The organism is Bariatricus sp. SGI.154, assembly GCF_050313795.1.
Classification (GTDB): domain Bacteria; phylum Bacillota; class Clostridia; order Lachnospirales; family Lachnospiraceae; genus CAMBRQ01.
The window spans coordinates 1-20,493 of the sequence record NZ_JBNPMC010000038.1 but is presented as its reverse complement, the minus strand read 5'-3'; the positions used below and the strand labels follow the sequence as shown (position 1 = coordinate 20,493).

At 43.9% G+C, this 20,493-nt stretch carries 23 protein-coding genes; all 23 read left to right on the top strand.

What is annotated here, in order from left to right:
- Nucleotides 1-40: 40 nt before the first annotated feature.
- Entirely contained in the window at nucleotides 41-172 is a 132-nt protein-coding gene (locus tag ACQRBN_RS14310; RefSeq protein ID WP_427739688.1) for an RNA polymerase sigma factor, read from the top strand.
- On the top strand, nucleotides 136-579 hold the full coding sequence (locus ACQRBN_RS14305; protein WP_427739687.1) for an RNA polymerase sigma factor: 444 nt from the start codon (nucleotides 136-138) through the stop codon (nucleotides 577-579). Before ACQRBN_RS14310 ends, ACQRBN_RS14305 begins: the two co-directional genes overlap by 37 nt.
- Entirely contained in the window at nucleotides 560-1,966 is a 1,407-nt protein-coding gene (locus tag ACQRBN_RS14300; protein WP_427739686.1) for a DUF4367 domain-containing protein, read from the top strand. The genes ACQRBN_RS14305 and ACQRBN_RS14300 overlap by 20 nt, the downstream gene beginning before the upstream one ends.
- A 148-nt stretch (nucleotides 1,967-2,114) precedes the next feature.
- Complete coding sequence (rimP, locus tag ACQRBN_RS14295) at nucleotides 2,115-2,582, top strand: ribosome maturation factor RimP (RefSeq protein ID WP_427739685.1); 468 nt, start codon at nucleotides 2,115-2,117, stop codon at nucleotides 2,580-2,582.
- 18 nt (nucleotides 2,583-2,600) lie between these two features.
- Nucleotides 2,601-3,815 (top strand): transcription termination factor NusA, encoded by a 1,215-nt coding sequence (gene nusA, locus ACQRBN_RS14290; RefSeq protein ID WP_427739684.1) that lies wholly within the window; start codon nucleotides 2,601-2,603, stop codon nucleotides 3,813-3,815.
- 32 nt (nucleotides 3,816-3,847) lie between these two features.
- Entirely contained in the window at nucleotides 3,848-4,102 is a 255-nt protein-coding gene (gene rnpM, locus ACQRBN_RS14285) for an RNase P modulator RnpM (RefSeq protein WP_427739703.1), read from the top strand.
- Nucleotides 4,089-4,412 (top strand): L7Ae/L30e/S12e/Gadd45 family ribosomal protein, encoded by a 324-nt coding sequence (locus tag ACQRBN_RS14280; RefSeq protein ID WP_427739683.1) that lies wholly within the window; start codon nucleotides 4,089-4,091, stop codon nucleotides 4,410-4,412. The genes rnpM and ACQRBN_RS14280 overlap by 14 nt, the downstream gene beginning before the upstream one ends.
- Before the next feature lie 14 nt (nucleotides 4,413-4,426).
- Nucleotides 4,427-7,306: a translation initiation factor IF-2 gene (infB, locus tag ACQRBN_RS14275; RefSeq protein WP_427739682.1), complete on the top strand. Its 2,880-nt coding sequence runs from the start codon at nucleotides 4,427-4,429 to the stop codon at nucleotides 7,304-7,306.
- 39 nt (nucleotides 7,307-7,345) lie between these two features.
- Nucleotides 7,346-7,729 (top strand): 30S ribosome-binding factor RbfA, encoded by a 384-nt coding sequence (gene rbfA, locus ACQRBN_RS14270; protein ID WP_427739681.1) that lies wholly within the window; start codon nucleotides 7,346-7,348, stop codon nucleotides 7,727-7,729.
- Nucleotides 7,719-8,678, top strand: coding sequence for a DHH family phosphoesterase (locus tag ACQRBN_RS14265; protein ID WP_427739680.1), 960 nt, complete (start codon nucleotides 7,719-7,721; stop codon nucleotides 8,676-8,678). The genes rbfA and ACQRBN_RS14265 overlap by 11 nt, the downstream gene beginning before the upstream one ends.
- Nucleotides 8,679-8,693: 15 nt before the next feature.
- Nucleotides 8,694-9,641, top strand: a complete 948-nt coding sequence (truB, locus tag ACQRBN_RS14260) for a tRNA pseudouridine(55) synthase TruB (protein ID WP_427739679.1) — start codon at nucleotides 8,694-8,696, stop codon at nucleotides 9,639-9,641.
- Nucleotides 9,642-9,691: 50 nt separating this feature from the next.
- Nucleotides 9,692-10,618, top strand: a complete 927-nt coding sequence (locus ACQRBN_RS14255; RefSeq protein WP_427739678.1) for a bifunctional riboflavin kinase/FAD synthetase — start codon at nucleotides 9,692-9,694, stop codon at nucleotides 10,616-10,618.
- 12 nt (nucleotides 10,619-10,630) lie between these two features.
- On the top strand, nucleotides 10,631-12,280 hold the full coding sequence (locus tag ACQRBN_RS14250) for a Na/Pi cotransporter family protein (protein ID WP_427739677.1): 1,650 nt from the start codon (nucleotides 10,631-10,633) through the stop codon (nucleotides 12,278-12,280).
- Between the two features lie 129 nt (nucleotides 12,281-12,409).
- The gene (rpsO, locus tag ACQRBN_RS14245) at nucleotides 12,410-12,676 is read left to right on the top strand and encodes a 30S ribosomal protein S15 (protein ID WP_427739676.1); all 267 of its coding nucleotides are present in this window, start codon (nucleotides 12,410-12,412) and stop codon (nucleotides 12,674-12,676) included.
- Nucleotides 12,677-13,085: 409 nt separating this feature from the next.
- Complete coding sequence (locus ACQRBN_RS14240) at nucleotides 13,086-15,173, top strand: polyribonucleotide nucleotidyltransferase (RefSeq protein ID WP_427739675.1); 2,088 nt, start codon at nucleotides 13,086-13,088, stop codon at nucleotides 15,171-15,173.
- A 161-nt stretch (nucleotides 15,174-15,334) separates the two neighbouring features.
- Nucleotides 15,335-16,285 (top strand): stage III sporulation protein AA, encoded by a 951-nt coding sequence (spoIIIAA, locus tag ACQRBN_RS14235; RefSeq protein WP_427739674.1) that lies wholly within the window; start codon nucleotides 15,335-15,337, stop codon nucleotides 16,283-16,285.
- Entirely contained in the window at nucleotides 16,276-16,797 is a 522-nt protein-coding gene (locus tag ACQRBN_RS14230; RefSeq protein ID WP_427739672.1) for a stage III sporulation protein AB, read from the top strand. Before spoIIIAA ends, ACQRBN_RS14230 begins: the two co-directional genes overlap by 10 nt.
- 11 nt (nucleotides 16,798-16,808) lie before the next feature.
- Complete coding sequence (gene spoIIIAC, locus ACQRBN_RS14225) at nucleotides 16,809-17,003, top strand: stage III sporulation protein AC (RefSeq protein WP_427739671.1); 195 nt, start codon at nucleotides 16,809-16,811, stop codon at nucleotides 17,001-17,003.
- Nucleotides 17,004-17,043: 40 nt separating this feature from the next.
- On the top strand, nucleotides 17,044-17,430 hold the full coding sequence (gene spoIIIAD, locus ACQRBN_RS14220) for a stage III sporulation protein AD (protein WP_427739670.1): 387 nt from the start codon (nucleotides 17,044-17,046) through the stop codon (nucleotides 17,428-17,430).
- Nucleotides 17,427-18,650, top strand: a complete 1,224-nt coding sequence (locus tag ACQRBN_RS14215) for a stage III sporulation protein AE (RefSeq protein ID WP_427739669.1) — start codon at nucleotides 17,427-17,429, stop codon at nucleotides 18,648-18,650. The genes spoIIIAD and ACQRBN_RS14215 overlap by 4 nt, the downstream gene beginning before the upstream one ends.
- 16 nt (nucleotides 18,651-18,666) lie before the next feature.
- A complete protein-coding gene (locus ACQRBN_RS14210; RefSeq protein WP_427739668.1) occupies nucleotides 18,667-19,047 on the top strand; it encodes a stage III sporulation protein AF in 381 nt (126 codons plus the stop codon).
- Nucleotides 19,037-19,687: a stage III sporulation protein AG gene (locus tag ACQRBN_RS14205; protein WP_427739667.1), complete on the top strand. Its 651-nt coding sequence runs from the start codon at nucleotides 19,037-19,039 to the stop codon at nucleotides 19,685-19,687. The genes ACQRBN_RS14210 and ACQRBN_RS14205 overlap by 11 nt, the downstream gene beginning before the upstream one ends.
- An 11-nt stretch (nucleotides 19,688-19,698) precedes the next feature.
- On the top strand, nucleotides 19,699-20,334 hold the full coding sequence (locus ACQRBN_RS14200) for a SpoIIIAH-like family protein (protein WP_427739666.1): 636 nt from the start codon (nucleotides 19,699-19,701) through the stop codon (nucleotides 20,332-20,334).
- Nucleotides 20,335-20,493 lie beyond the last annotated feature (159 nt).

Here is a 20,493-nt window from a genome sequence, read left to right as displayed (position 1 = left end):
AGAACGTTCAAAATAAGCGCGAAAAAAGGATGTGAGAAAAATGCAGAATGCAAGCGACAGCCAGAAACTGGAAAAACTGTATGAACGATACGAACAGAAAATGTATGCTGTGGCGTTTTCTATCCTGCATAATGAATGGCAGGCAGAGGATGCGGTGCAGGATCATTCGTAAGGCTGCTGAAAAATATAAGAAAACTGAAAGATATAGATAGCCCAAAAAGCCGTGCATATGTATTACATACGATTAAAACTGCTGCCATAGACCAATACAGAAGGAATCAGGCAGATTCAAAGAACTGTACTCCCATTAGGGACATAGAGATTGAGGATAAGCAGGATGAGATGATGAGAATCGTAGTAAGAATTGCAAATCAGACGGCGCTTGGCCAGTTGCTGGATTCTATCCCACGGGAATACAGAGAGGTAGTTATTTACAGATGTCTTCATCGGTTATCAGTAAAGGAAACAGCAGCAGTATTGGAAATCAGTGAGGCGGCAGTCCGGAAACGTCAGCAGAGAGCATTGCAGAAAATAAAGTCAATGATAGGAGATGAGAAATATGGGTTTACACGAATTTAATAATAAAAAGGAAGAATTCCCAGAGATTACATTAGAAGCATTTGATGCAATGAATAAGGATCACATTTTCTCGGCAGGATATCAGGCGAGAAAAGAGAAACTATTGGAAGCGGTTCGAGATAAAGAGAGAAGATATAAAGGCGGAAGATGTTATCAGTATCGGGTAGCCGCAGCAGTGGCAGCGGCAGTTGTTCTGATTCCCGGAACAGTATATGCGGCAAGTCAGATTTACAATATAACCGTACAAAAAGAGAAGTATCAGACTAGTGTGCATGTAAAGAAGAATGAAGAAGCCCCAAATGATAAAAAATATGTTCCGGTAAAGGTGGATTTTCATTATCTGCCGGAAGGCTGTGTGGAGACATGGACGGGGGAATGGAAATTCAATGTTCCTCAGGAACTTGAAGAAGGAAGTTATGCACACAGTGTAAGTTTCAATATAAAGAAAATGGATGTAGACGAGTATACGTTCATGGATCAGTTTTCGGTGGATTATAAAGAACTGACTGCTAATGAGCATCCGGTTATTCTGGTTCAAAAGGATGAATGCCTGGAATTTGACAAAAACATGTATGTTATATTTGAAGAATATGGCTATGTAGTGAATGCATTTCTGGGAAATGGAATTACAGAGGATGAGGCAATAAAAATAGCAAAGGGAATTACCCTGACAGAAACGGATCAAGAACACGCAGTTGCAGCAGAGTCACTAAAGGAAACTCTGGCAGAGGAAGCAGAGAAATCCAGTAATGAATTGCAGCCGACAGAGGTTATGGACGTGAATAATGAATGGCATGAAGTCGGAGAATGGCTGGAGGAATGGCAAGAAGATCCTGCTCTTAGTTCTGGTTATCGGTATAGGGTGACAAAAGTGGAAGTGCTGGATAATATCGGTATCTTAAGACAGGAGAATTTTGATACTCAGGGATGGGAGGATCTGCAGGAATTCGTGGATGCTGGTGGGAATCTTATGGCTTATGAGCGAGAGAACATTACATATGGTGATGGAGTGAACACAGTAGATACATATGGAGAATCAGAGACTGTTCAGAAGAAGTTCGTATATCTGACACTTGATATCGGCAGAAAAGAAGAGAAGGCAGAGAACGAGATGACGGATGAATATTGTGTGCTTTATCCAATCCGTTTTCTGCAATTAAAGAAGGATGGCGAGATCAAAGAAAGAGAGATGAATGAAGAACCGGTGTATTTTGACGCCTCCCTGACGAATCATGCAGATCCGCACTATTACTGGATAAAACTTAGCAGAGGAGAGACCGTAACCTGTCATCTGGGATACCTGGTAGATGAGGATAGGCTGGAGGAGATGTATCTGAGTACCAGTCCAAGTGGGGATGATAATGTGTTTATTGATATCAGGCAATAGGGAATGGAAAAGAAGGGTTTGAAAAAATGGATAAAATCCCTTGATTTTTCTGATATAAGGTGCTATACTACCTTACAGTTACATAAGGAAATCGGCAGAAGAGTGAACGAAAGTTCACTCTTCTTTGTTGATAAGGAGGAATTGTAGATTGGCGAAAAGAGAGATTTATGAACAGAAGACGGAAGAGATTCTGATGCCTATTGTAGATGAGCATGGATTCGAACTGGTGGATGTGGAGTATGTAAAAGAAGGCGGAACCTGGTATCTCCGTGCATATATTGATAAACCAGGTGGAATTACTGTTGATGACTGTGAAGTAGTAAGCCGGAGGCTTTCTGACATTCTGGATGAGAAGGATTATATTGATGATGCGTATATTCTGGAGGTGAGTTCACCGGGGCTTGGAAGACCTCTTAAGAAAGAAAAGGACTACAAGAGAAGTCTGGGAGAGGAAGTTGAGATCAGAACCTACCGCATGATTGAGAAGCAGAAAGAATTCACCGGAATTCTGAAGAGTTATGATGACAAGACGGTAACTATAGAGATGGAAGATGAGACTGTAAGAACATTTGAAAAAAGCGATATCGCGCTTATCCGTCTGGCGTTTGATTTTTAGATTAGGAGGAGAGATACAATGAACACAGAATTATTAGAAGCGTTGAATATATTGGAGAAGGAGAAGGATATCAGTAAAGAAACATTGCTGGATGCGATTGAGAATTCTTTGTTGAATGCCTGCAAGAATCATTTTGGCAAGGCTGATAATATCAAATTAATTATGGATAGAACAACCTGTGATTATCGGCTTTTTGCAGAGAAGACGGTTGTAGAAGAGGTAGAGGATAAACTAGAGCAGATCAGCCTGGAGGACGCAAAAGAGATTGACAGCCAGTATGAACTGGGAGACATTGTCCAGATTCCGATTGAATCCAAGTCATTCGGACGTATTGCCACACAGAATGCCAAGAACCTGATCTTACAGAAGATCCGTGAAGAGGAGCGCAAGGTAGTGTATGATCAGTATTTTGAAAAAGAGAAGGATATCGTGACTGGTATCGTTCAGCGCTATGTAGGTAAGAATGTAAGCATTAATCTTGGAAAAGCAGATGCAATGCTGACAGAGAATGAGCAGGTGAAAGGCGAAGTATTTAAGCCAACCGAGCGTATCAAGTTATATATCGTAGAAGTGAAGAATACAACCAAGGGACCGAAGATTCTGGTATCCCGTACACATCCGGAACTTGTAAAGCGTCTGTTCGAGGCAGAGGTGACAGAGGTTAAGGATGGAGTTGTAGAGATTAAGAGTATCGCCAGAGAAGCAGGAAGCAGAACGAAGATTGCAGTATGGTCTAATGATCCGGATGTGGATCCTGTTGGAGCATGTGTCGGCATGAACGGTGCGAGAGTCAATGCAATTGTAAATGAACTTCGTGGAGAGAAGATTGATATTATCAATTGGAGTGATAACCCGGGAATCTTGATCGAGAATGCATTAAGCCCGGCAAAAGTTATCTCCGTAATGGCTGATCCGGATGATAAGACAGCTAGCGTTATTGTTCCGGACTATCAGTTATCTCTTGCAATTGGTAAGGAAGGTCAGAATGCAAGACTTGCTGCAAGACTGACCGGATATAAGATTGATATTAAGAGTGAGACACAGGCGATTGAGTCTGGCGAACTGCCGGAGAACTATCTGGAACTGATGAGTGAGGGTGTATACGAAGAAGAGTATGAAGAGCCATACGAAGAAGAGTATACAGAAGAATATGCAGATGAGTATGCAGATGAGTATGCAGATGACTATAACGCAGAAGATGAGATCGTATTTGAAGAGATAGGTGAGGAATAGGTGATTATTTGGGAGCAAATAAAAAACTGCCGATGCGTAAATGCGTAGGCTGTCAGAAAATGAAGAGTAAAAAAGAGATGATTCGTGTCATCAGGACTGCTGAAGGGGAGTTCCTTCTGGATGCTACCGGCAAGAAGAACGGGCGTGGCGCTTATATCTGTCCGTCGAAGGAATGCCTTGAAAAGGCTGTGAAGAGCAGAGGGCTTGAACGGTCATTTAAGCAGTCTATTCCAAAAGAAGTGTATGAGGCACTGGAAAAGGAGATGGAGATACTTGAGTCAGAATAAAGTGCTGTCGCTCATTGGCCTTGCAACAAAGGCAGGGAAGACGGTAAGCGGAGAGTTCTGTACGGAGAGAGAAGTAAAATCCGGCAGTGCTGCTCTGGTAATCGTGGCTGATGATGCGTCTGATAATACGAAGAAGAAATTTCGAAACATGTGTGACTATTATCACGTGCCAATCTATTTTTATAAAGATAAAGATACCTTGGGGCATGCAATGGGAAAACAGTTCCGGGCATCTCTAGCAATATTGGATGAGGGATTTGCAAAAGGAATCAGGAAGCATATGGACACAGAAGATAACGAGATTGCATAGAGGAGGTAGTTAGTATGTCAAAAATCAAAGTTCATGAGTTAGCGAAGGAATTGAATGTTCAGAGTAAGGACATTATTGATTTCCTTGGCGGAAAGAATATAGAGGTGAAAAATCATATGAGTTCATTAGAAGATAATGAGGCTGATATGGCCAGAAAGGCTTTATCAAAAGGTGAGAAGCCGGAAGCCAAATCAGATCAGGAGGCACCGAAGAAGAAGAATATTGTGCACGTGTTCCGTCCGCAGAATACACAGAATGGTGCAAAGCAGGGAAGAAGACCAGGAGGCCGTCCGGGACAGCAGCCGGGGCGTTCGCAGCAGACTCAGGGCAGACCAATGCAGGTGAATAACGGAAGACCGGCAAAAGCGGCACCACAGCCTGCACGTCCGGCATCCCAGACGCCAGAGAGACCGCAACCTGCAAAACGTGTGGAAAGACCGGTGGAGAAAACTGCAGAACAAGCAAAACGTCCGGTATCACCTACAGCAGAGAAGCCACAGAATGTGCAGCGTCAGGAAAGACCAACGACGGAAAAACCGCAGAATGTGCAGCGTCAGGAAAGACCGGCAGCGAATACTGCGGCAAGAACAGAAGAGAGATCTGCAGCAAGATCGGCTCAGAGATCAGGAGAAAGAACATCCGACAGACCAGCATCTGAGAGAGGACAGTTCCAGAGACGTCAGGAACGCTCTGATCGTTCCGAACGTTCTGATAAAAATGAACGCAATAATGGAGAGAGACGTCAGGATTCCAGAGGAGGAAGCCAGCGTCCGCCACGTGGCGACCGTTCACAGGGAAATCGTCAGGATAGATTCTCCGGCGACAGAGACGGAAGAGATAGAGGCGATGGAAGAGACAGAGATGGAAGAGACAGAGATGGAAGAGATAGGAATCAAAGCCGCAGACCAGGAGAGAGGTCTGACCGTCGCAATAATGACAGAAGAAATAGTGCTTCCAGCATTCCGGCACCAGCGGTAGAAGGACAGAAGCCGCAGCGCAGCAAAGGCAAAGGAAAAGACGATCATAAGAAGAAAGACTATCGCCGTGAGGATGAAGACGATAGAATGACAAAAGGCAAGAAGAATGAGCCAAAGCAGCAGCTTCAGAAGCCACAGCAGAAACAGCAGAAGGTGGAGGAAGAGATTAAGTCTATCGTGATTCCGGAAGTGCTTACGATTCAGGAACTGGCAGATAAGATGAAGATCGTTCCATCTGTAATCGTTAAGAAATTATTCATGCAGGGCAAGATTGTGACTGTGAATCAGGAGATCGATTATGAGACAGCAGAAGAAATCGCAATGGAATTCGAAGTACTCTGTGAGAAAGAGGAAGTTGTAGACGTAATCGAAGAACTTCTCAAGGAAGAAGAAGAGGACGAGAGCAAGATGAAGAAGCGTCCGCCGGTAGTCTGTGTTATGGGTCATGTTGACCATGGTAAGACGTCTCTTCTGGATGCAATCCGCCATACGAACGTAATCGATAAAGAAGCAGGCGGTATCACACAGCATATTGGTGCCTATGTAGTCGATGTAAATGGTGAGAAGATTACGTTTTTGGATACTCCGGGACATGAGGCTTTCACAGCAATGCGTATGCGTGGTGCAAGTTCTACGGATATTGCAATCCTGGTTGTTGCAGCAGATGATGGAGTTATGCCGCAGACTGTAGAGGCAATCAACCATGCAAAAGCGGCAGGAGTTGAGATCGTTGTTGCGGTGAATAAGATTGATAAGCCAAGTGCAAATATTGAGCGTGTAAAACAGGAACTCACAGAATATGAACTGATTCCGGAAGACTGGGGCGGAAGTACTGTATTCGTGCCGGTATCTGCTAAGACGGGCGAAGGTCTGGAAGACCTGATGGAGATGATCGTTCTGACAGCAGAAGTTATGGAATTAAAAGCGAATTCTAACCGTCGGGCAAGAGGTCTTGTATTGGAAGCTCAGCTTGATAAAGGAAGAGGTTCTGTAGCAACCGTTCTTGTACAGAAGGGAACATTAAGAGTCGGCGATTCCATCGCAGCAGGATCTGCATATGGTAAAGTAAGAGCCATGATGGATGATAAGGGAAGACGTGTGAAAGAAGCAGGTCCTTCCATGCCGGTAGAGATCCTGGGATTAAATGATGTTCCGAATGCAGGAGAAGTATTTGTAGGATGTGCTAATGATAAAGAAGCAAGAAACTTTGCAGAGACATTCATCTCTCAGAGCAAGGTGAAATTGCTGGAAGAGACCAAGTCAAAACTGTCTCTGGATGATTTGTTTACCCAGATTCAGGAAGGAAACTTAAAAGAACTTGGTATTGTTGTCAAGGCAGACGTACAGGGATCTGTAGAAGCTATGAAGCAGAGCCTTCTGAAACTGTCGAATGATGAAGTCGTAGTTAAGATCATTCATGGTGGTGTTGGTGCGATCAATGAATCTGATGTAAGCCTTGCTTCAGCATCCAACGCGATTATCATTGGATTCAACGTACGTCCGGATGCAACTGCAAAAGAGACAGCAGAACGCGAAGGCGTGGATATTCGTTTGTATCGCGTCATCTATAACGCGATTGAAGATGTAGAGGCAGCTATGAAGGGAATGCTTGACCCGATCTTCGAAGAAAAAGTACTGGGGCATGCAGAGGTTCGTCAGACCTTTAAGGCTTCTGGTGTTGGTACGATTGCAGGATCTTATGTACTGGATGGTACATTTGAGAGAGATTGCTCTGTACGTATTACAAGAGATGGAGTTGTAATCTTTGAAGGAGCGCTTGCATCCCTGAGAAGATTTAAAGACGATGTAAAAGAAGTAAGAGCAGGATATGAGTGTGGATTTGTATTTGCCAACTTTAATGATGTAAAAGAAGGCGACCAGGTAGAAGCATTCAAGATGGTTGAGATACCTAGATAATCCTGGTATTTCCCTGCTCTTGAAAGCGAGGGAGTTATAATGAGAAAAAGAAGTATAAAGAATACCAGAGTCAATACGGAAGTGCAGCGGGAACTGAGCAATATCATAAGAGGCGGCATTAAGGACCCGCGGGTCGCTCCGTGGACTTCTGTGGTTGCGGCAGAGGTCGCACCTGACTTAAAGACTTGCAAAGCATATATTAGTGTGCTGGGAGATGCACATGCACAGGAGGAGACGATTAAAGGTCTGCAAAGTGCAGAAGGATATATCCGGCGCGAATTGGCAAGGACGCTGAATATGCGTAATACGCCGGAGATTAAGTTCGTACTGGATCAGTCAATTGAATATGGAGTGAATATGTCTAGAAAGATAGACGAGGTAACAAAGGGAATGACAACGGAAGGTGATACAGATGCTGAATAAGATTCTGAAAGATGCTGAAACAATCGCGATTGGCGGACATATTCGTCCGGATGGCGATTGTGCGGGTTCCTGCATGGGACTTTATCAGTATATAAAGGATAATTATGAAGATAAGAGGGCTGATGTATATCTGGAGGAGATTCCGGAAACATATCAGTTTCTGGAGGCGGCAAAAGAGATTCATCACGAGATACCGGAAGACATGGAATATGATCTGTTTATCTGTCTTGATTGCGGAGACCAGGATCGGCTGGGATTCTCGGCGCCTTTGTTCGAGCGGGCAAAACATACCTATTGTATTGATCATCATATCAGCAATACTGGATTTGCAGAGGATAGTTATGTGATTTCGGATGCCAGTTCCACTTCAGAACTGGTATACAATCTGATGGATTACGAGAAGATATCCCTGGAGACTGCTAACGCATTATATCTTGGAATTGTGCATGATACAGGGGTATTTCAGTACTCTTGTGCGGCACCATCAACATTCCGGATGGCGGCAAATCTGCTGGAGAAAGGCGTGGATGCTCCACGTCTCATTCAGGACACTTATTACGAGAAGACTTATGCACAGAATCAGATACTGGGCAGAGCGCTGCTTGAGAGTATTCTTTTTATGGATGGTACATGTATTGCCACTTATATAACGAAGAAAACGATGGATTTCTATGGTGTTGATGCCAAGGATCTGGATGGGATTGTCAGCCAGTTAAGAGTTACGAAGGGTGTAGAAGTTGCAATCTTCATGTATGAACTTGAACCGCGTGTATATAAGGTAAGCCTTCGCTCTAAAGATACGATTGATGTAAGTAAGATCGCGAAGTATTTCGGAGGCGGCGGACATAAGAAAGCGGCTGGGCTTACAATGACAGGAACACCATATGATGTGATCAACAACCTGTCAAAGCAGATCGAGGAGCAGATGGAGAGTCTGGCCGGGATATAAAGGCAGGAGAAATATATGATACACGGTGTTTTGAATGTGTATAAAGAAAAGGGATTTACTTCACATGATGTAGTAGCAAAATTACGAGGGATTACCGGACAGCGCAAGATCGGGCATACGGGAACTTTGGACCCGGATGCCACGGGTGTTCTGCCGGTATGCCTTGGAAGGGCAACGAAGTTATGTGATATGCTGACGGATAAGGATAAGACTTATGAGGCTGTTCTTCTGCTGGGAAAAACTACAGATACCCAGGATATCAGCGGGCAGGTTCTAAGTACAATGGACACCTCCTATCTTCAGGAGGAGGAAGTGCAAAGAACAATTGAGCAGTTCGTGGGAGAATATGCACAGATACCGCCTATGTACTCCGCTCTGAAAGTAAATGGCAGGAAATTATATGAACTTGCAAGAGAAGGAAAAGTAGTCGAACGTAAAGCGCGTCTGGTCAGAATCCATGAGATTCGTATTCTGGAGATGCGGCTTCCACGGGTGAGAATGGAAGTGACCTGTTCAAAAGGTACTTACATCCGTACATTGTGCCAGGATATTGGTGAAAAACTTGGATGTGGCGGATGTATGGAAGAACTGGTGCGTACCAGAGTGAGCCGTTTTAAACTTGCAGAAAGCATGACATTGGATGAAATCCGGCGCTTGCAGGAGGAAGGTACCTTGGAGAAGGTATTGGTTCCGATCGATGCCATGTTTGATGCTTATAAGAAAATGTTTGTGAAAGAACGATGGGATTCGCTGGCAAAGAACGGGAATGCACTTCCTGCCAGGGCTGTAGTCTGTGCTTGCGGGCATAAAGAAGACCAGGATATGAAGGAAAAGACTGATCTTGGCATGGAAGATCAGGAGTCTGTCCGGCTATATGATGAGGTCGGGCAGTTTATCGGGATATACCGTTGGCAGAAAGAAAAAAAAGAATATCGTATTGTGAAGATGTTTTTGCAATCATAAGATAGCAGACTTGAAGCAAAAGATATAGAACAGTTTAAGAAGGGACTAATATGCAATACATCAAGTGGCTGTCGCATTATAAAGACAGCAGAGAATCAGCAGTTACCTTTGGCAAATTCGACGGTCTTCACAAGGGACATCAGAAATTGGTCGAGAAGGTAAGCGAACTGGCGAAACAAGAAGGACTCAACAGTATCGTGTGTTCATTCGATATGCATCCATTATGGGAGAAAAAAGGGGTAGTTCCGCAGGTTCTGATGAGCAGTGCCGAGAGACAGGAACACCTTAAGGATAAGGTGGATTATCTGGTGGAATGTCCATTCACGGAAGAGTTTAGCCAGATGCATGCTGAGAGTTTTATCAAAGATATAATAAAAGAACTTTTCCATGCGAAATATGTTGTTGTCGGAACTGATTTCCGATTCGGTTATCAGAAGCAAGGTGATATCCAGATGTTAAAAGTTTATGCCGACATCTATGGATATCAGTTGATTGTAATTGACAAAGAACGCTATGAAGACCGTGTCATTAGCAGTACCTATATCAGGGAGGTCTTAAGTCAGGGAGAGGCAGGGCTTGCAGCAGAGTTACTGGGATATGCGTATGGATTGAGTGGTGTGGTAGAGCATGGCAAGCAGTTAGGAAGGACTTTGGGATTCCCTACATTTAATGTGGCATGGCCACAGGATAAGATCGTTCCGCCGCGCGGAGTATATCTTAGCAATGTACTGGTTGATGGCTGCTGGTATCATGGAATTTCTAATGTAGGGGTGAAACCAACGGTAAGCGATGAGCAGAAGGTACTGATAGAAAGTTTTTTGTTCGGCTATGAGGGAGAGGCATACGGGAAGACTGTGTCGATTGAACTTCTGGAATTTCGACGGCCGGAACAAAGATTTAAAAGTATTGAAGAGATGAAGGCATGTATCGACAATGATATTGCATATGGGAAACATTTCTTCGGGTGTGAGGAGTAAAGGAGAATACAAATGAGTATTACAACGATTTTTATGTTGTTTGGCGGATTGGGATTCTTTCTGTATGGTATGAAACTGATGAGCGAAGGCCTTGAGAAAGCGGCTGGAGCGAAGATGCGCAGCATCCTGGAGTTTTTTACTAAGAACAGATTCATTGGAATGATTGTTGGTATTATATTTACTGCAATTATCCAGTCGTCAAATGCGACAACGGTTATGGTAGTCAGTTTCGTGAATTCAGGTCTGATGAATCTGATGCAGGCTTCGGGAGTGATTCTGGGTGCTAATATTGGTACTACCATAACAGGACAGTTGATTGCGTTTAACTTATCGGATATTGCTCCACTAGTAGTAATTATTGGCGTAATCATGGTGATGTTCTGTAAGAAGCAGAGTGTCAAGAAAATTGGAGAAGTGATACTGGGATTTGGTATTCTCTTCATGGGACTTAGTATTATGGGTGACAGTATGACGGCGGTAAAGGAATCACCAAGGATATTGAATTTCCTGGCATCATTGGAGAATCCAGGGGCTGCGATTCTGGTGGGATTCCTTATTACGGCAGTGCTTCAGAGTTCCTCGGCGACCGTGGGTATCATCCTGCTGATGGTTTCTCAGGGACTTTTGGAATTCGCGATCTGTCCGTTTATGATTCTTGGATGTAATATAGGCTCCTGTGTATCGGCTCTTGTTGCAAGCTTGAGCGGTAAGAAAGATGCAAAACGTGCGGCATTGATTCATTTCTTATTCAATGTGATTGGTTCTGCGATTATGTTTGCAGTGCTATTAGTGGCGATTGATCCATTTACAGATATGATGCTCTATATATCCGGTGGAAGTCTGGCCCGTGCGGTGGCGAATGTACATACATTGATGAAGGTTGTAGAAGTGGCAATGCTATTCCCGTTCATGGGATGGATTGTTAAGGCGACTTACAAGATTGTGCCTGGCAAGGATGCTTCAGATGAAGATGAGTATGAATTGCTTTATATTGGTGATGGATCTATCCTGTCAGCAACGACGGCAGTGCATAACAGTGTCTGCGAGATTGAACATATGGGTAAAGTTGCAACCGAGAACCTGAAATTAGCGATGGATGCTTTATGTACGCTGAATGAAGAAGAGATTGAAAAAGTCTATCGCACAGAAGAATATATTGATTTTATGAACCGCAAGATTACAGACTATCTGGTAAAAGCGAATGAGATCATCCTTCCGCTTGCAGATGAGAAACTCATCGGTGGATTGTTCCATGTGGTAAATGATATCGAGCGTATCGGCGATCACGCGGAGAATATTGCAGATTCTGCGAAGGCCAGGATAGAACATAATTTAGAGTTCAGTGAGAAGGCAATGAGACAATTACAGGAGATGAATGCGAAGACTGTAAAGATTCTGGAATATTCTCTTGAAATGTTCAGAAACAGAGATTATAAACATATGCAGGAGATCCTGGATCTGGAGGATGAGATTGACGCAATGGAGAAGAAATTGCAGAATGCTCATGTTAAGAGATTGACGAAGAATAAATGCACGCCAGAGGCGGGAATGATGTTTTCAGATACAGTATCCGGTCTGGAGCGTGTGGGCGATCATGCGACAAATATAGCATTTGCTATCTTACAGCCGACAGGAACTGGCGATGATGATGAAGATGAATAAAATTCTTCTTTACATTGGATGGACGGTGTGATATACTATTTTGGTGTGAGAGCCGATGTTCGGTAATTGGAATCTCCAACCATTACTTAATATCTGGCGTTAATAAAAAGTTATAAGGAGGATACAACAATGATTTCAAAAGAACAGAAAGAACAGATCGTAGCTGAGTACGGAAGAACGCCTGGGGATACAGGATCACCGGAAGTACAGATTGCAATTCTGACAGCAAGAATTAATGACCTGACAGATCACTTCAAGAGCAATCCGAAGGATCATCATTCAAGAAGAGGTCTTCTGAAGATGGTAGGTCAGAGACGTGGATTACTTGCATATCTTAAGAAGACAGATATCGAGAGATATCGTACACTGATTGAAAGACTTGGATTAAGAAAATAATCTTAGGTGGAGGAGACGTTCGAGAGAGCGTCTCTTTTTAGTTTGGGACGTAGTAAATTGTAACAGTTCAGCCCGCACCATTCGCAAAACGCATCTGCGATGCTTCTCCGCTGCTACGCAGCTCTTTTTGCTCATAAAATGGCGCTCTGCTCATAAGCCGGATTGTGTGTTCATTCATGCAAGCATGATTCGCCCACAATCCGGCTTATGGCTGAACTGTTACAGTAAATTATGTTGGACGGAAATTAATAGTAGCACATTTTCATCGGATATGTTATAATACATGAGATTGTGGGAAGGCATGACTAGCCCGAGACCACTGAAAAGTATATTTGCCTAATAAAATATATTTTTCAGTAGTTTCGGCAGTTCCTATCCTACAAGAAATGTAAGAATAAAGGAGAGAACTATGTACAAGAAATTTGAAATGGAATTAGCCGGCAGAACACTCCGTATAGATGTAGACAGAGTGGCAAAGCAGGCGAATGGCGCAGTATTGATGCACTATGGTGATACAACCGTATTATGTACGGCGACAGCATCTGAGAAGCCAAGAGAAGGAATTGATTTCTTCCCTTTGAGTGTAGAGTATAATGAGAGACTGTACTCCGTAGGAAAGATTCCGGGAGGATTCAACAAGAGAGAAGGTAAGGCATCTGAGAATGCAATCCTTACCTGCCGTGTCATTGACCGTCCGATGAGACCGTTATTTCCGAAGGATTACCGTAATGATGTTACTTTAGAGAATCTGGTATTATCCGTAGATCAGGATTGCTCACCGGAATTGACCGCAATGTTAGGTGCAGCAATTGCGACCAGCATCTCCGATATCCCGTTCGATGGACCGATCTCTACGACACAGGTTGGTCTGGTTGATGGCGAGTTCGTATTCAACCCGACAGCAGCACAGAAGGAAGTGTCTGATATGGCACTGACGGTTGCTTCTACCAAAGAAAAAGTTATCATGATTGAGGCTGGAGCCAACGAAGTGCCAGAGCAGCAGATGATTGAGGCAATCTTCGCAGCACATGAAGTAAACCAGAAGGTGATTGCATTCATCGATACGATCGTTGCAGAGTGTGGAAAAGAGAAACATGCTTATGAAAGTTGTGCAGTGCCGGAAGAATTATTCGCTGCAATGAAAGAGATTGTTCCTCCGGAAGCAATGGAAGAAGCAGTATTTACAGATGAGAAGCAGGTAAGAGAGGAGAATATCCGTCAGATTACCGAGAAGTTAGAAGAAGCATTTGCAGAGAATGAAGAGTGGCTGGCAGTACTTGGCGAGGCTGTATACCAGTATCAGAAGAAGACTGTTCGTAAGATGATTCTGAAAGATCACAAGCGCCCGGATGGAAGAGCCGTTGACCAGATTAGACCGCTTGCAGCAGAGACAGACTTAATCCCAAGAGTACACGGTTCTGCAATGTTTACGCGTGGACAAACACAGATTTGTACCATTACAACTCTGGCTCCGCTTGCAGAAGCACAGAGACTGGATGGACTGGATGAATCAGAGACATCCAAGAGATATATGCATCACTACAATTTCCCGTCTTACTCCGTAGGTGAGACAAGACCATCCAGAGGACCGGGACGCCGTGAGATTGGACATGGTGCATTGGCAGAGCGTGCGTTAGTGCCAGTTCTTCCAAGTGAATCAGAATTCCCATATGCGATCCGTACAGTGTCTGAGACATTCGAATCCAACGGTTCTACATCTCAGGCAAGTATCTGTGCATCTTCCATGTCACTGATGGCGGCAGGTGTACCGATCAAATCCGCAGTTGCAGGTATTTCAGCCGGACTGGTAACAGGTGATACGGATGATGATTATCTGGTACTGACAGATATTCAAGGGTTAGAAGATTTCTTTGGAGATATGGACTTCAAGGTTGCCGGTACTCACAAAGGTATTACTGCAATTCAGATGGATATTAAGATTCATGGTCTGACAAGACCGATTATAGAAGAAGCGATCGCTGCAACAAAGAAGGCAAGAACTTATATCTTAGATGAAGTAATGTCTAAGACAATTGCAGAGCCAAGACCGGAAGTAGGACCATATGCACCGAAGATTATACAGATGCAGATTGATCCTCAGAAGATTGGTGATGTAGTTGGACAGCGTGGTAAGACGATCAATGCAATTATTGATCAGACTGGCGTGAAGATTGATATTACTGATGATGGTGCAGTATCTATCTGTGGAACAGACAGCAAGAGCATGGAAGAGGCACAGAAACTGATCCACATCATCGTAACGGATTTTGAGGCCGGACAGGTATTAGAAGGAAAAGTTATCAGTATCAAAGAATTCGGTGCATTCCTGGAATTCGCTCCTGGAAAAGAAGGAATGGTACACATTTCCAAGATCTCTAAGGAAAGAATTAAATGCGTAGAAGATGTTCTGACATTAGGTGATGTTGTGAAAGTTGTATGTCTTGGAAAAGACAAGATGGGAAGAATCTCATTCAGCATGAAAGATGTAGCAGAGTAATAGATGAGGACGTAGTAAAAGTGTATTTTACTACGTCCTCAATTAGTATATGGGGTGTCCCCGATGATTGAAAAGACAACTGTTTGGGTTGTCTTATTTTTTGCCTATTTAGGAATAAATCTAAAGCCCGTACATATATTGAGTTAAAGAGGTGGACAAATATGAAGGAAAATAGAATCCTGAACGTTTTGCCCTGCAGCATCCGCATTTTGCTTCAAAAGGAGCAATTGCAGTACGAGTACTTGCAAGAAATTAAACTTCGCATAGAAAAGCCGTTGCTGCTTATCTACAGAGGCGAGGAACTAATGATTGGCAATCAGCGGGGCAAGCCTTATATGGTCACAAAAGAAGATGTAAGGGAGATGCTGGAATATATCAGTAACTACTCATTATATGCATACGAACAGGAGATGAAACAGGGATTTATCACGATTGAAGGAGGACATAGAGTTGGGATAACAGGACAGGCAATCATAGAAAACGGCAAGGTGAAGAACTTAAGATATATCTCATCTATCAATTTACGGATGTCTCATGAAGTACTGGGGTGTGCGGATTCGATATTTCCGTATATCGCCGACCACCATAGATTATATCATACACTGATTGTCTCTCCGCCAAGATGTGGGAAGACCACGCTTCTTCGGGATATGATCCGGCAGATATCAGATGGCAATGGATGGATCCGCGGTATGTCCATAGGCGTTGTGGATGAGCGCTCGGAAATCGGCGGCTGTTATATGGGAGTCCCGCAGAACCAGTTAGGCATACGCACGGATATCCTGGACTGCTGTCCCAAAGCCGAGGGAATGATCATGCTGATCCGTTCTATGGGACCGGAAGTGATCGCTGTGGACGAGATTGGAACTGCTGAAGATGTACATGCCATTGAGTATGCTATGCATTGCGGATGCAAGCTGCTTGCTACTGTTCATGCAGACTCCATGGAGGAACTGAGGAGAAAACCGCTATTAGATCAGATGGTTGCAGAAAAGTATTTTGAAAGATATATATTACTGGGAAACCAGCAGCATGTCGGTCAGATAGAAGGAATCTTTGACAGCAGGGGAAGTCTTCTCTATCGTGAAGAGGCAGCAACACAATGCTGCTGAAGATAACGGGCGCTCTGCTGATTGTAGGTGCGACCTCATGGGGCGGGATTATAGCGGCAGCGAGACTTCAGAATCAATATGCACAGATGCAGTATCTACAGAGACTCATCTATCGATTAAAAAGCGAGATTCAGTACGCGAATTCCTACTTAGGGGAGGCGTTTCGGCAGATTGGATCGAATTCAGTAGAGCCGTACAGGAGATGGATGTTCGCTTTATCAGAGCAGATGGAGCGTAGAAATGGCCATGTGTTTGCAGATATATGGGAAGAAAATGTCAGGGAATATCTGGATGGTTCTGGATTGCCGGAAGATACACTAGAGCGTCTGCTCCGGCTTGGCGGGCAGTTGGGAATTGCGGATATTGAGATGCAGGTTAAGTTATTGGAACTATACCTGGAAGAACTGAAACTTGCCATGGAAGAGATGCGTGAGGGGATGAAGTCGAAAATAAGGTTATATCATTGTCTGGGAGTAATGAGTGGAATATTTGTTACTGTCCTGCTGATATAGGGGAGGTGTATATGAGTGTTAGTCTAATATTCAAGATTGCTGCGGTCGGAATCCTGGTATCGGTGTTAAGCCAGGTTCTGAAGCACAGTGGAAGAGAAGAACAGGCATTTTTGACAAGCCTTGCGGGATTGCTTCTGGTGCTGTTCTGGATCGTGCCGTATATCTATGATCTGTTTGAATCCATCAAGCGCTTATTTGCATTATAAGCAACCGACAAAAAAGTAGATATGAAAAGAGGGAATGGCCATGGATATGCTGCAGATTGGGATTATGGGAGTTGCTGGAGTTCTTCTGGCAGTACAGTTTAAAAGCGGGAAATCGGAGTACGGCATCTATATCAGCGTAGCCCTAAGCCTGGTGATATTTTTCAGTATTCTGGGGCGGCTGGAGATCATCATTGATGCAATGAGGACGATTGGTGATTATATAAAATTGGATACCGCATACATAGGGACATTGATTAAGATGCTGGGAATCACATATATCGCGGAGTTCTCATCCGGAATCTGTAAAGACGCGGGGTATCAGACGATCGCGCTTCAGATTGAGATATTCGGGAAACTGGCGGTGATGGTCTTGAGTATGCCGATACTGATGACGCTTCTGAATACGATTAAGGATTTCCTGTCATGAGAAGAAAAGGAAAAGCATGTATCGTAATACTGATACCGATTGTATGTATTATGTTAGGATTTTATTTTATGCCGGAAGTACCGGCAGACGTGGCACATGCATCGGACATAGATCCAACTTTGGATCTGACACAGAACTCTGATTCCGAAGAAGTGGATCAGACAGAAATGGAAGAGCAATTGGTAGACCAGTTTGATTTTGATGAGATTGATGATTCGTTAAAAGAATTATTCCCAGGGGAAAAACTGGAGTTCAAAGAGACATTGCTGGGAATCTTATCCGGTGATGTGGCATTCTCTGCTAAACTATTGAATCAATTGATCGCAGATCAGTTCAGTTATGCGTTTAGAACCAGCAAGAATCATCTGATGCACATGCTTCTGATTGCAATAATTGCTGCGGTATTCAGCAATTTTTCGCGGGTATTCCAGAGCCGGCAGATTTCAGAGATTAGTTTCTATGCATTGTATATGCTGCTGATTGCACTGACTCTGAGTTCTTTTGAAGTTGTCGTAGATTGGGTAAGTGAAGGGATAGAAGGGCTTACCTCATTTATGGGAGTATTTTGCCCGCTATATTTTCTAGCGGTTGCGGTTGCCAAAGGAAGTGTGACTTCTGTCGCGTTCTATAACCTGGTGCTTTTTTTGATCTATCTGGTGGAACTTTTAATTACGAATTTCCTGCTGCCAGTAATCCATATCTATATGATGGTGAAGGTGCTGAATTATCTGTCGCAGGAGGAATATTTAAGTAAGTTTGCAGAACTGATTGAACTGGCAGTATCTTGGATATTGAAGACGATGCTGGCATGTATTGTAGGGCTGAATGTGATGCAGGGTCTGATCAGTCCAGCAATTGATACTGTAAAACGAAGTGTCTTAACCAGAGGAGCAGAAGCAATTCCAGGCGTAGGGGATCTCATCGGCGGTATGGCGGAAGTGGCGATTGGAACAGCGGTACTGGTGAAAAATGGCATCGGGATGGCAGGCGCAGTCATCTGCGTTGCGCTATGTATTGTACCGATGGTACAGATTGCCTGTATTGTACTGTTGTATAAATTATCTGCAGCAATCATACAGCCGGTTTCTGACAAGCGGATCGTTGGATGCATAGAGACGGTGGGAGAAGGATGTCAGCTGCTATTAAAAGTTGTATTTACAACGGCAGTGCTCTTTCTTCTTACAATTGTTATCGTAGCGGCTGTTACAGGTAATATCTGAAGATCAGAGGTGTATTATGTTCGAATATCTATATGGCTGGATGCAGAATATTGCATTTTATATGGTAATGGTAACTGCTGTGATGCATATTATCCCGAATTCGGATTATAAGAGATATATCCGTTTTTTTACCGGATTAGTACTGGTAGTAATGCTGACGGCACCATTTCTTAAGATTCTGGGTATGGGAGATACATGGCAGGGACTATATGCCAATGCCAGGTATCAAGAGCAGGTTCAAAAGATGGAGGAAGCCACAAAGTATCTGGAGGAAGTGAAGCCTTATGATTATCTGGAAGGAGTTGGCAAGACATCAGAAGGCGGACAGGGAAATGAAATGGACTCTTCAGAAGAGAATGCTAAAATAGATGTGGAGGAGATAAGGATTGGAAGATGAGCGTAAAAAAGGATTAGTATTTCCGAAGGGTATCTCAGGAAGAAATCTCTCTATTAAGAATTTTTCATTGAAAAAGATCAAGAAAGACCAGGTGCTGATCCTGTTTCTTGTAGGCATTCTGCTCCTTGTTATCTCCTGGCCTGTGAGTAAGAAAGATGACGAAGAAGGAGTTACAGGGACGAATCAGTTGCAGTTAGAAGACGGCAAGGTACAGGAAAGTCAGAATGTTTATCTTTCATATACGGAGAGGCATCTGGAGGAAGTACTTTCCCAGATGGCTGGGGTAGGGGATGTGGCGGTTATGATAACGTTAAAATCCTCGGCAGAGAAAGTGGTTGAAAAAGATGTTGAAGCAGGCAATGAGACTGTGACGGAATCTGACAGCCAGGGAGGAACCAGAACGACCCAGAACAGCAGTCATAGCGAGGCTACCGTATATGATACGGACAGTTCGCAGAATCAAAGCCCTTATATCAGCAAAGAATTAAGTCCCCAAGTGGAAGGGGTTATCGTAATTGCAGAAGGCGGAGATGATTCTGTTGTGAAACAGAATATAACTGAGGCAGTTCAGGCATTATTTGGGATAGACACGCATAAGATTAGGATAATGAAGAAGAGTTTAAATCAAGTGGCAAGGTAGGAGGAGAAACAGTGAAACGAATATTGAAGAAGAACCAGATTATTATTGCGGCTTTGGCTGTCATGATTGCAGCGGCGGGCTACCTGAATTATTCGGGAAAAATATTTGGGGACAAGAAAGAGGCAGAGACCGCTAATGCAGAACTAGCGAATCAGGAACTTCTGGATATCTCAGAGGAGGATCTCGCAAGTGCTTCCGGCGATATCGAAAGTCAGGATGGCGGCGACGCATCAGATGGAAACGTGGACGGAACACCAGGAGAAGCAGTGCTTACCAGTGGCGAAGCAAGTGGCGTGGTAGCAGAAGCGAAGGTAACAAGAGAGCAGGTAAGGGCAAAGAACAAAGAATCTCTCCTGGAGATTATTGATAATGAGAACTTAAGTGATGAGCAGAAGCAGGATGCAGTAAACCAGATGGTAGCGATGACGGAATTGGCAGAAAAGGAAGCGGCGGCAGAAACTTTGCTGGCTTCTAAGGGTTTTGATGAGGTGGTGGTGAGCCTTACGGCAGATACAGCGGATGTTGTAGTCAATGCAGCGGAGTTAAGCGATGCCAACCGAGCACAGATTGAAGACATCGTAACCAGGAAGACCGGAGTGGCGGCACAGAACATTGTGATTACGCCGGTGAACTCTGAAGAAAAGTGAGAATTTGGTGTAGAAAGTGGAGTGGCGGAAAGTGTACGGCGCAAGGGCAGGGAAGGTGTGGGCTGCCCTTGCACCTGACAGTTCCGTGTACTCGAGATTTTCTCTGGTGGGGATTCCGGCGGAGATGCGTGTGGAACGTTTTGGATAGATAACAGAGTG

What these genes read in the sequence shown, in the direction of transcription:
- ACQRBN_RS14310 (WP_427739688.1), top strand. Translation starts at nt 41, where the DNA reads ATGCAGAATGCAAGCGACAGCCAGAAACTGGAAAAACTGTATGAACGA.
- ACQRBN_RS14305 (WP_427739687.1), top strand. Translation starts at nt 136, where the DNA reads ATGGCAGGCAGAGGATGCGGTGCAGGATCATTCGTAAGGCTGCTGAAA.
- ACQRBN_RS14300 (WP_427739686.1), top strand. Translation starts at nt 560, where the DNA reads ATGGGTTTACACGAATTTAATAATAAAAAGGAAGAATTCCCAGAGATT.
- nusA (WP_427739684.1), top strand. Translation starts at nt 2,601, where the DNA reads ATGAACACAGAATTATTAGAAGCGTTGAATATATTGGAGAAGGAGAAG.
- rnpM (WP_427739703.1), top strand. Translation starts at nt 3,848, where the DNA reads ATGCGTAAATGCGTAGGCTGTCAGAAAATGAAGAGTAAAAAAGAGATG.
- infB (WP_427739682.1), top strand. Translation starts at nt 4,427, where the DNA reads ATGTCAAAAATCAAAGTTCATGAGTTAGCGAAGGAATTGAATGTTCAG.
- rbfA (WP_427739681.1), top strand. Translation starts at nt 7,346, where the DNA reads ATGAGAAAAAGAAGTATAAAGAATACCAGAGTCAATACGGAAGTGCAG.
- ACQRBN_RS14265 (WP_427739680.1), top strand. Translation starts at nt 7,719, where the DNA reads ATGCTGAATAAGATTCTGAAAGATGCTGAAACAATCGCGATTGGCGGA.
- truB (WP_427739679.1), top strand. Translation starts at nt 8,694, where the DNA reads ATGATACACGGTGTTTTGAATGTGTATAAAGAAAAGGGATTTACTTCA.
- ACQRBN_RS14255 (WP_427739678.1), top strand. Translation starts at nt 9,692, where the DNA reads ATGCAATACATCAAGTGGCTGTCGCATTATAAAGACAGCAGAGAATCA.
- ACQRBN_RS14250 (WP_427739677.1), top strand. Translation starts at nt 10,631, where the DNA reads ATGAGTATTACAACGATTTTTATGTTGTTTGGCGGATTGGGATTCTTT.
- rpsO (WP_427739676.1), top strand. Translation starts at nt 12,410, where the DNA reads ATGATTTCAAAAGAACAGAAAGAACAGATCGTAGCTGAGTACGGAAGA.
- ACQRBN_RS14240 (WP_427739675.1), top strand. Translation starts at nt 13,086, where the DNA reads ATGTACAAGAAATTTGAAATGGAATTAGCCGGCAGAACACTCCGTATA.
- spoIIIAA (WP_427739674.1), top strand. Translation starts at nt 15,335, where the DNA reads ATGAAGGAAAATAGAATCCTGAACGTTTTGCCCTGCAGCATCCGCATT.
- ACQRBN_RS14230 (WP_427739672.1), top strand. Translation starts at nt 16,276, where the DNA reads ATGCTGCTGAAGATAACGGGCGCTCTGCTGATTGTAGGTGCGACCTCA.
- spoIIIAC (WP_427739671.1), top strand. Translation starts at nt 16,809, where the DNA reads ATGAGTGTTAGTCTAATATTCAAGATTGCTGCGGTCGGAATCCTGGTA.
- spoIIIAD (WP_427739670.1), top strand. Translation starts at nt 17,044, where the DNA reads ATGGATATGCTGCAGATTGGGATTATGGGAGTTGCTGGAGTTCTTCTG.
- ACQRBN_RS14215 (WP_427739669.1), top strand. Translation starts at nt 17,427, where the DNA reads ATGAGAAGAAAAGGAAAAGCATGTATCGTAATACTGATACCGATTGTA.
- ACQRBN_RS14210 (WP_427739668.1), top strand. Translation starts at nt 18,667, where the DNA reads ATGTTCGAATATCTATATGGCTGGATGCAGAATATTGCATTTTATATG.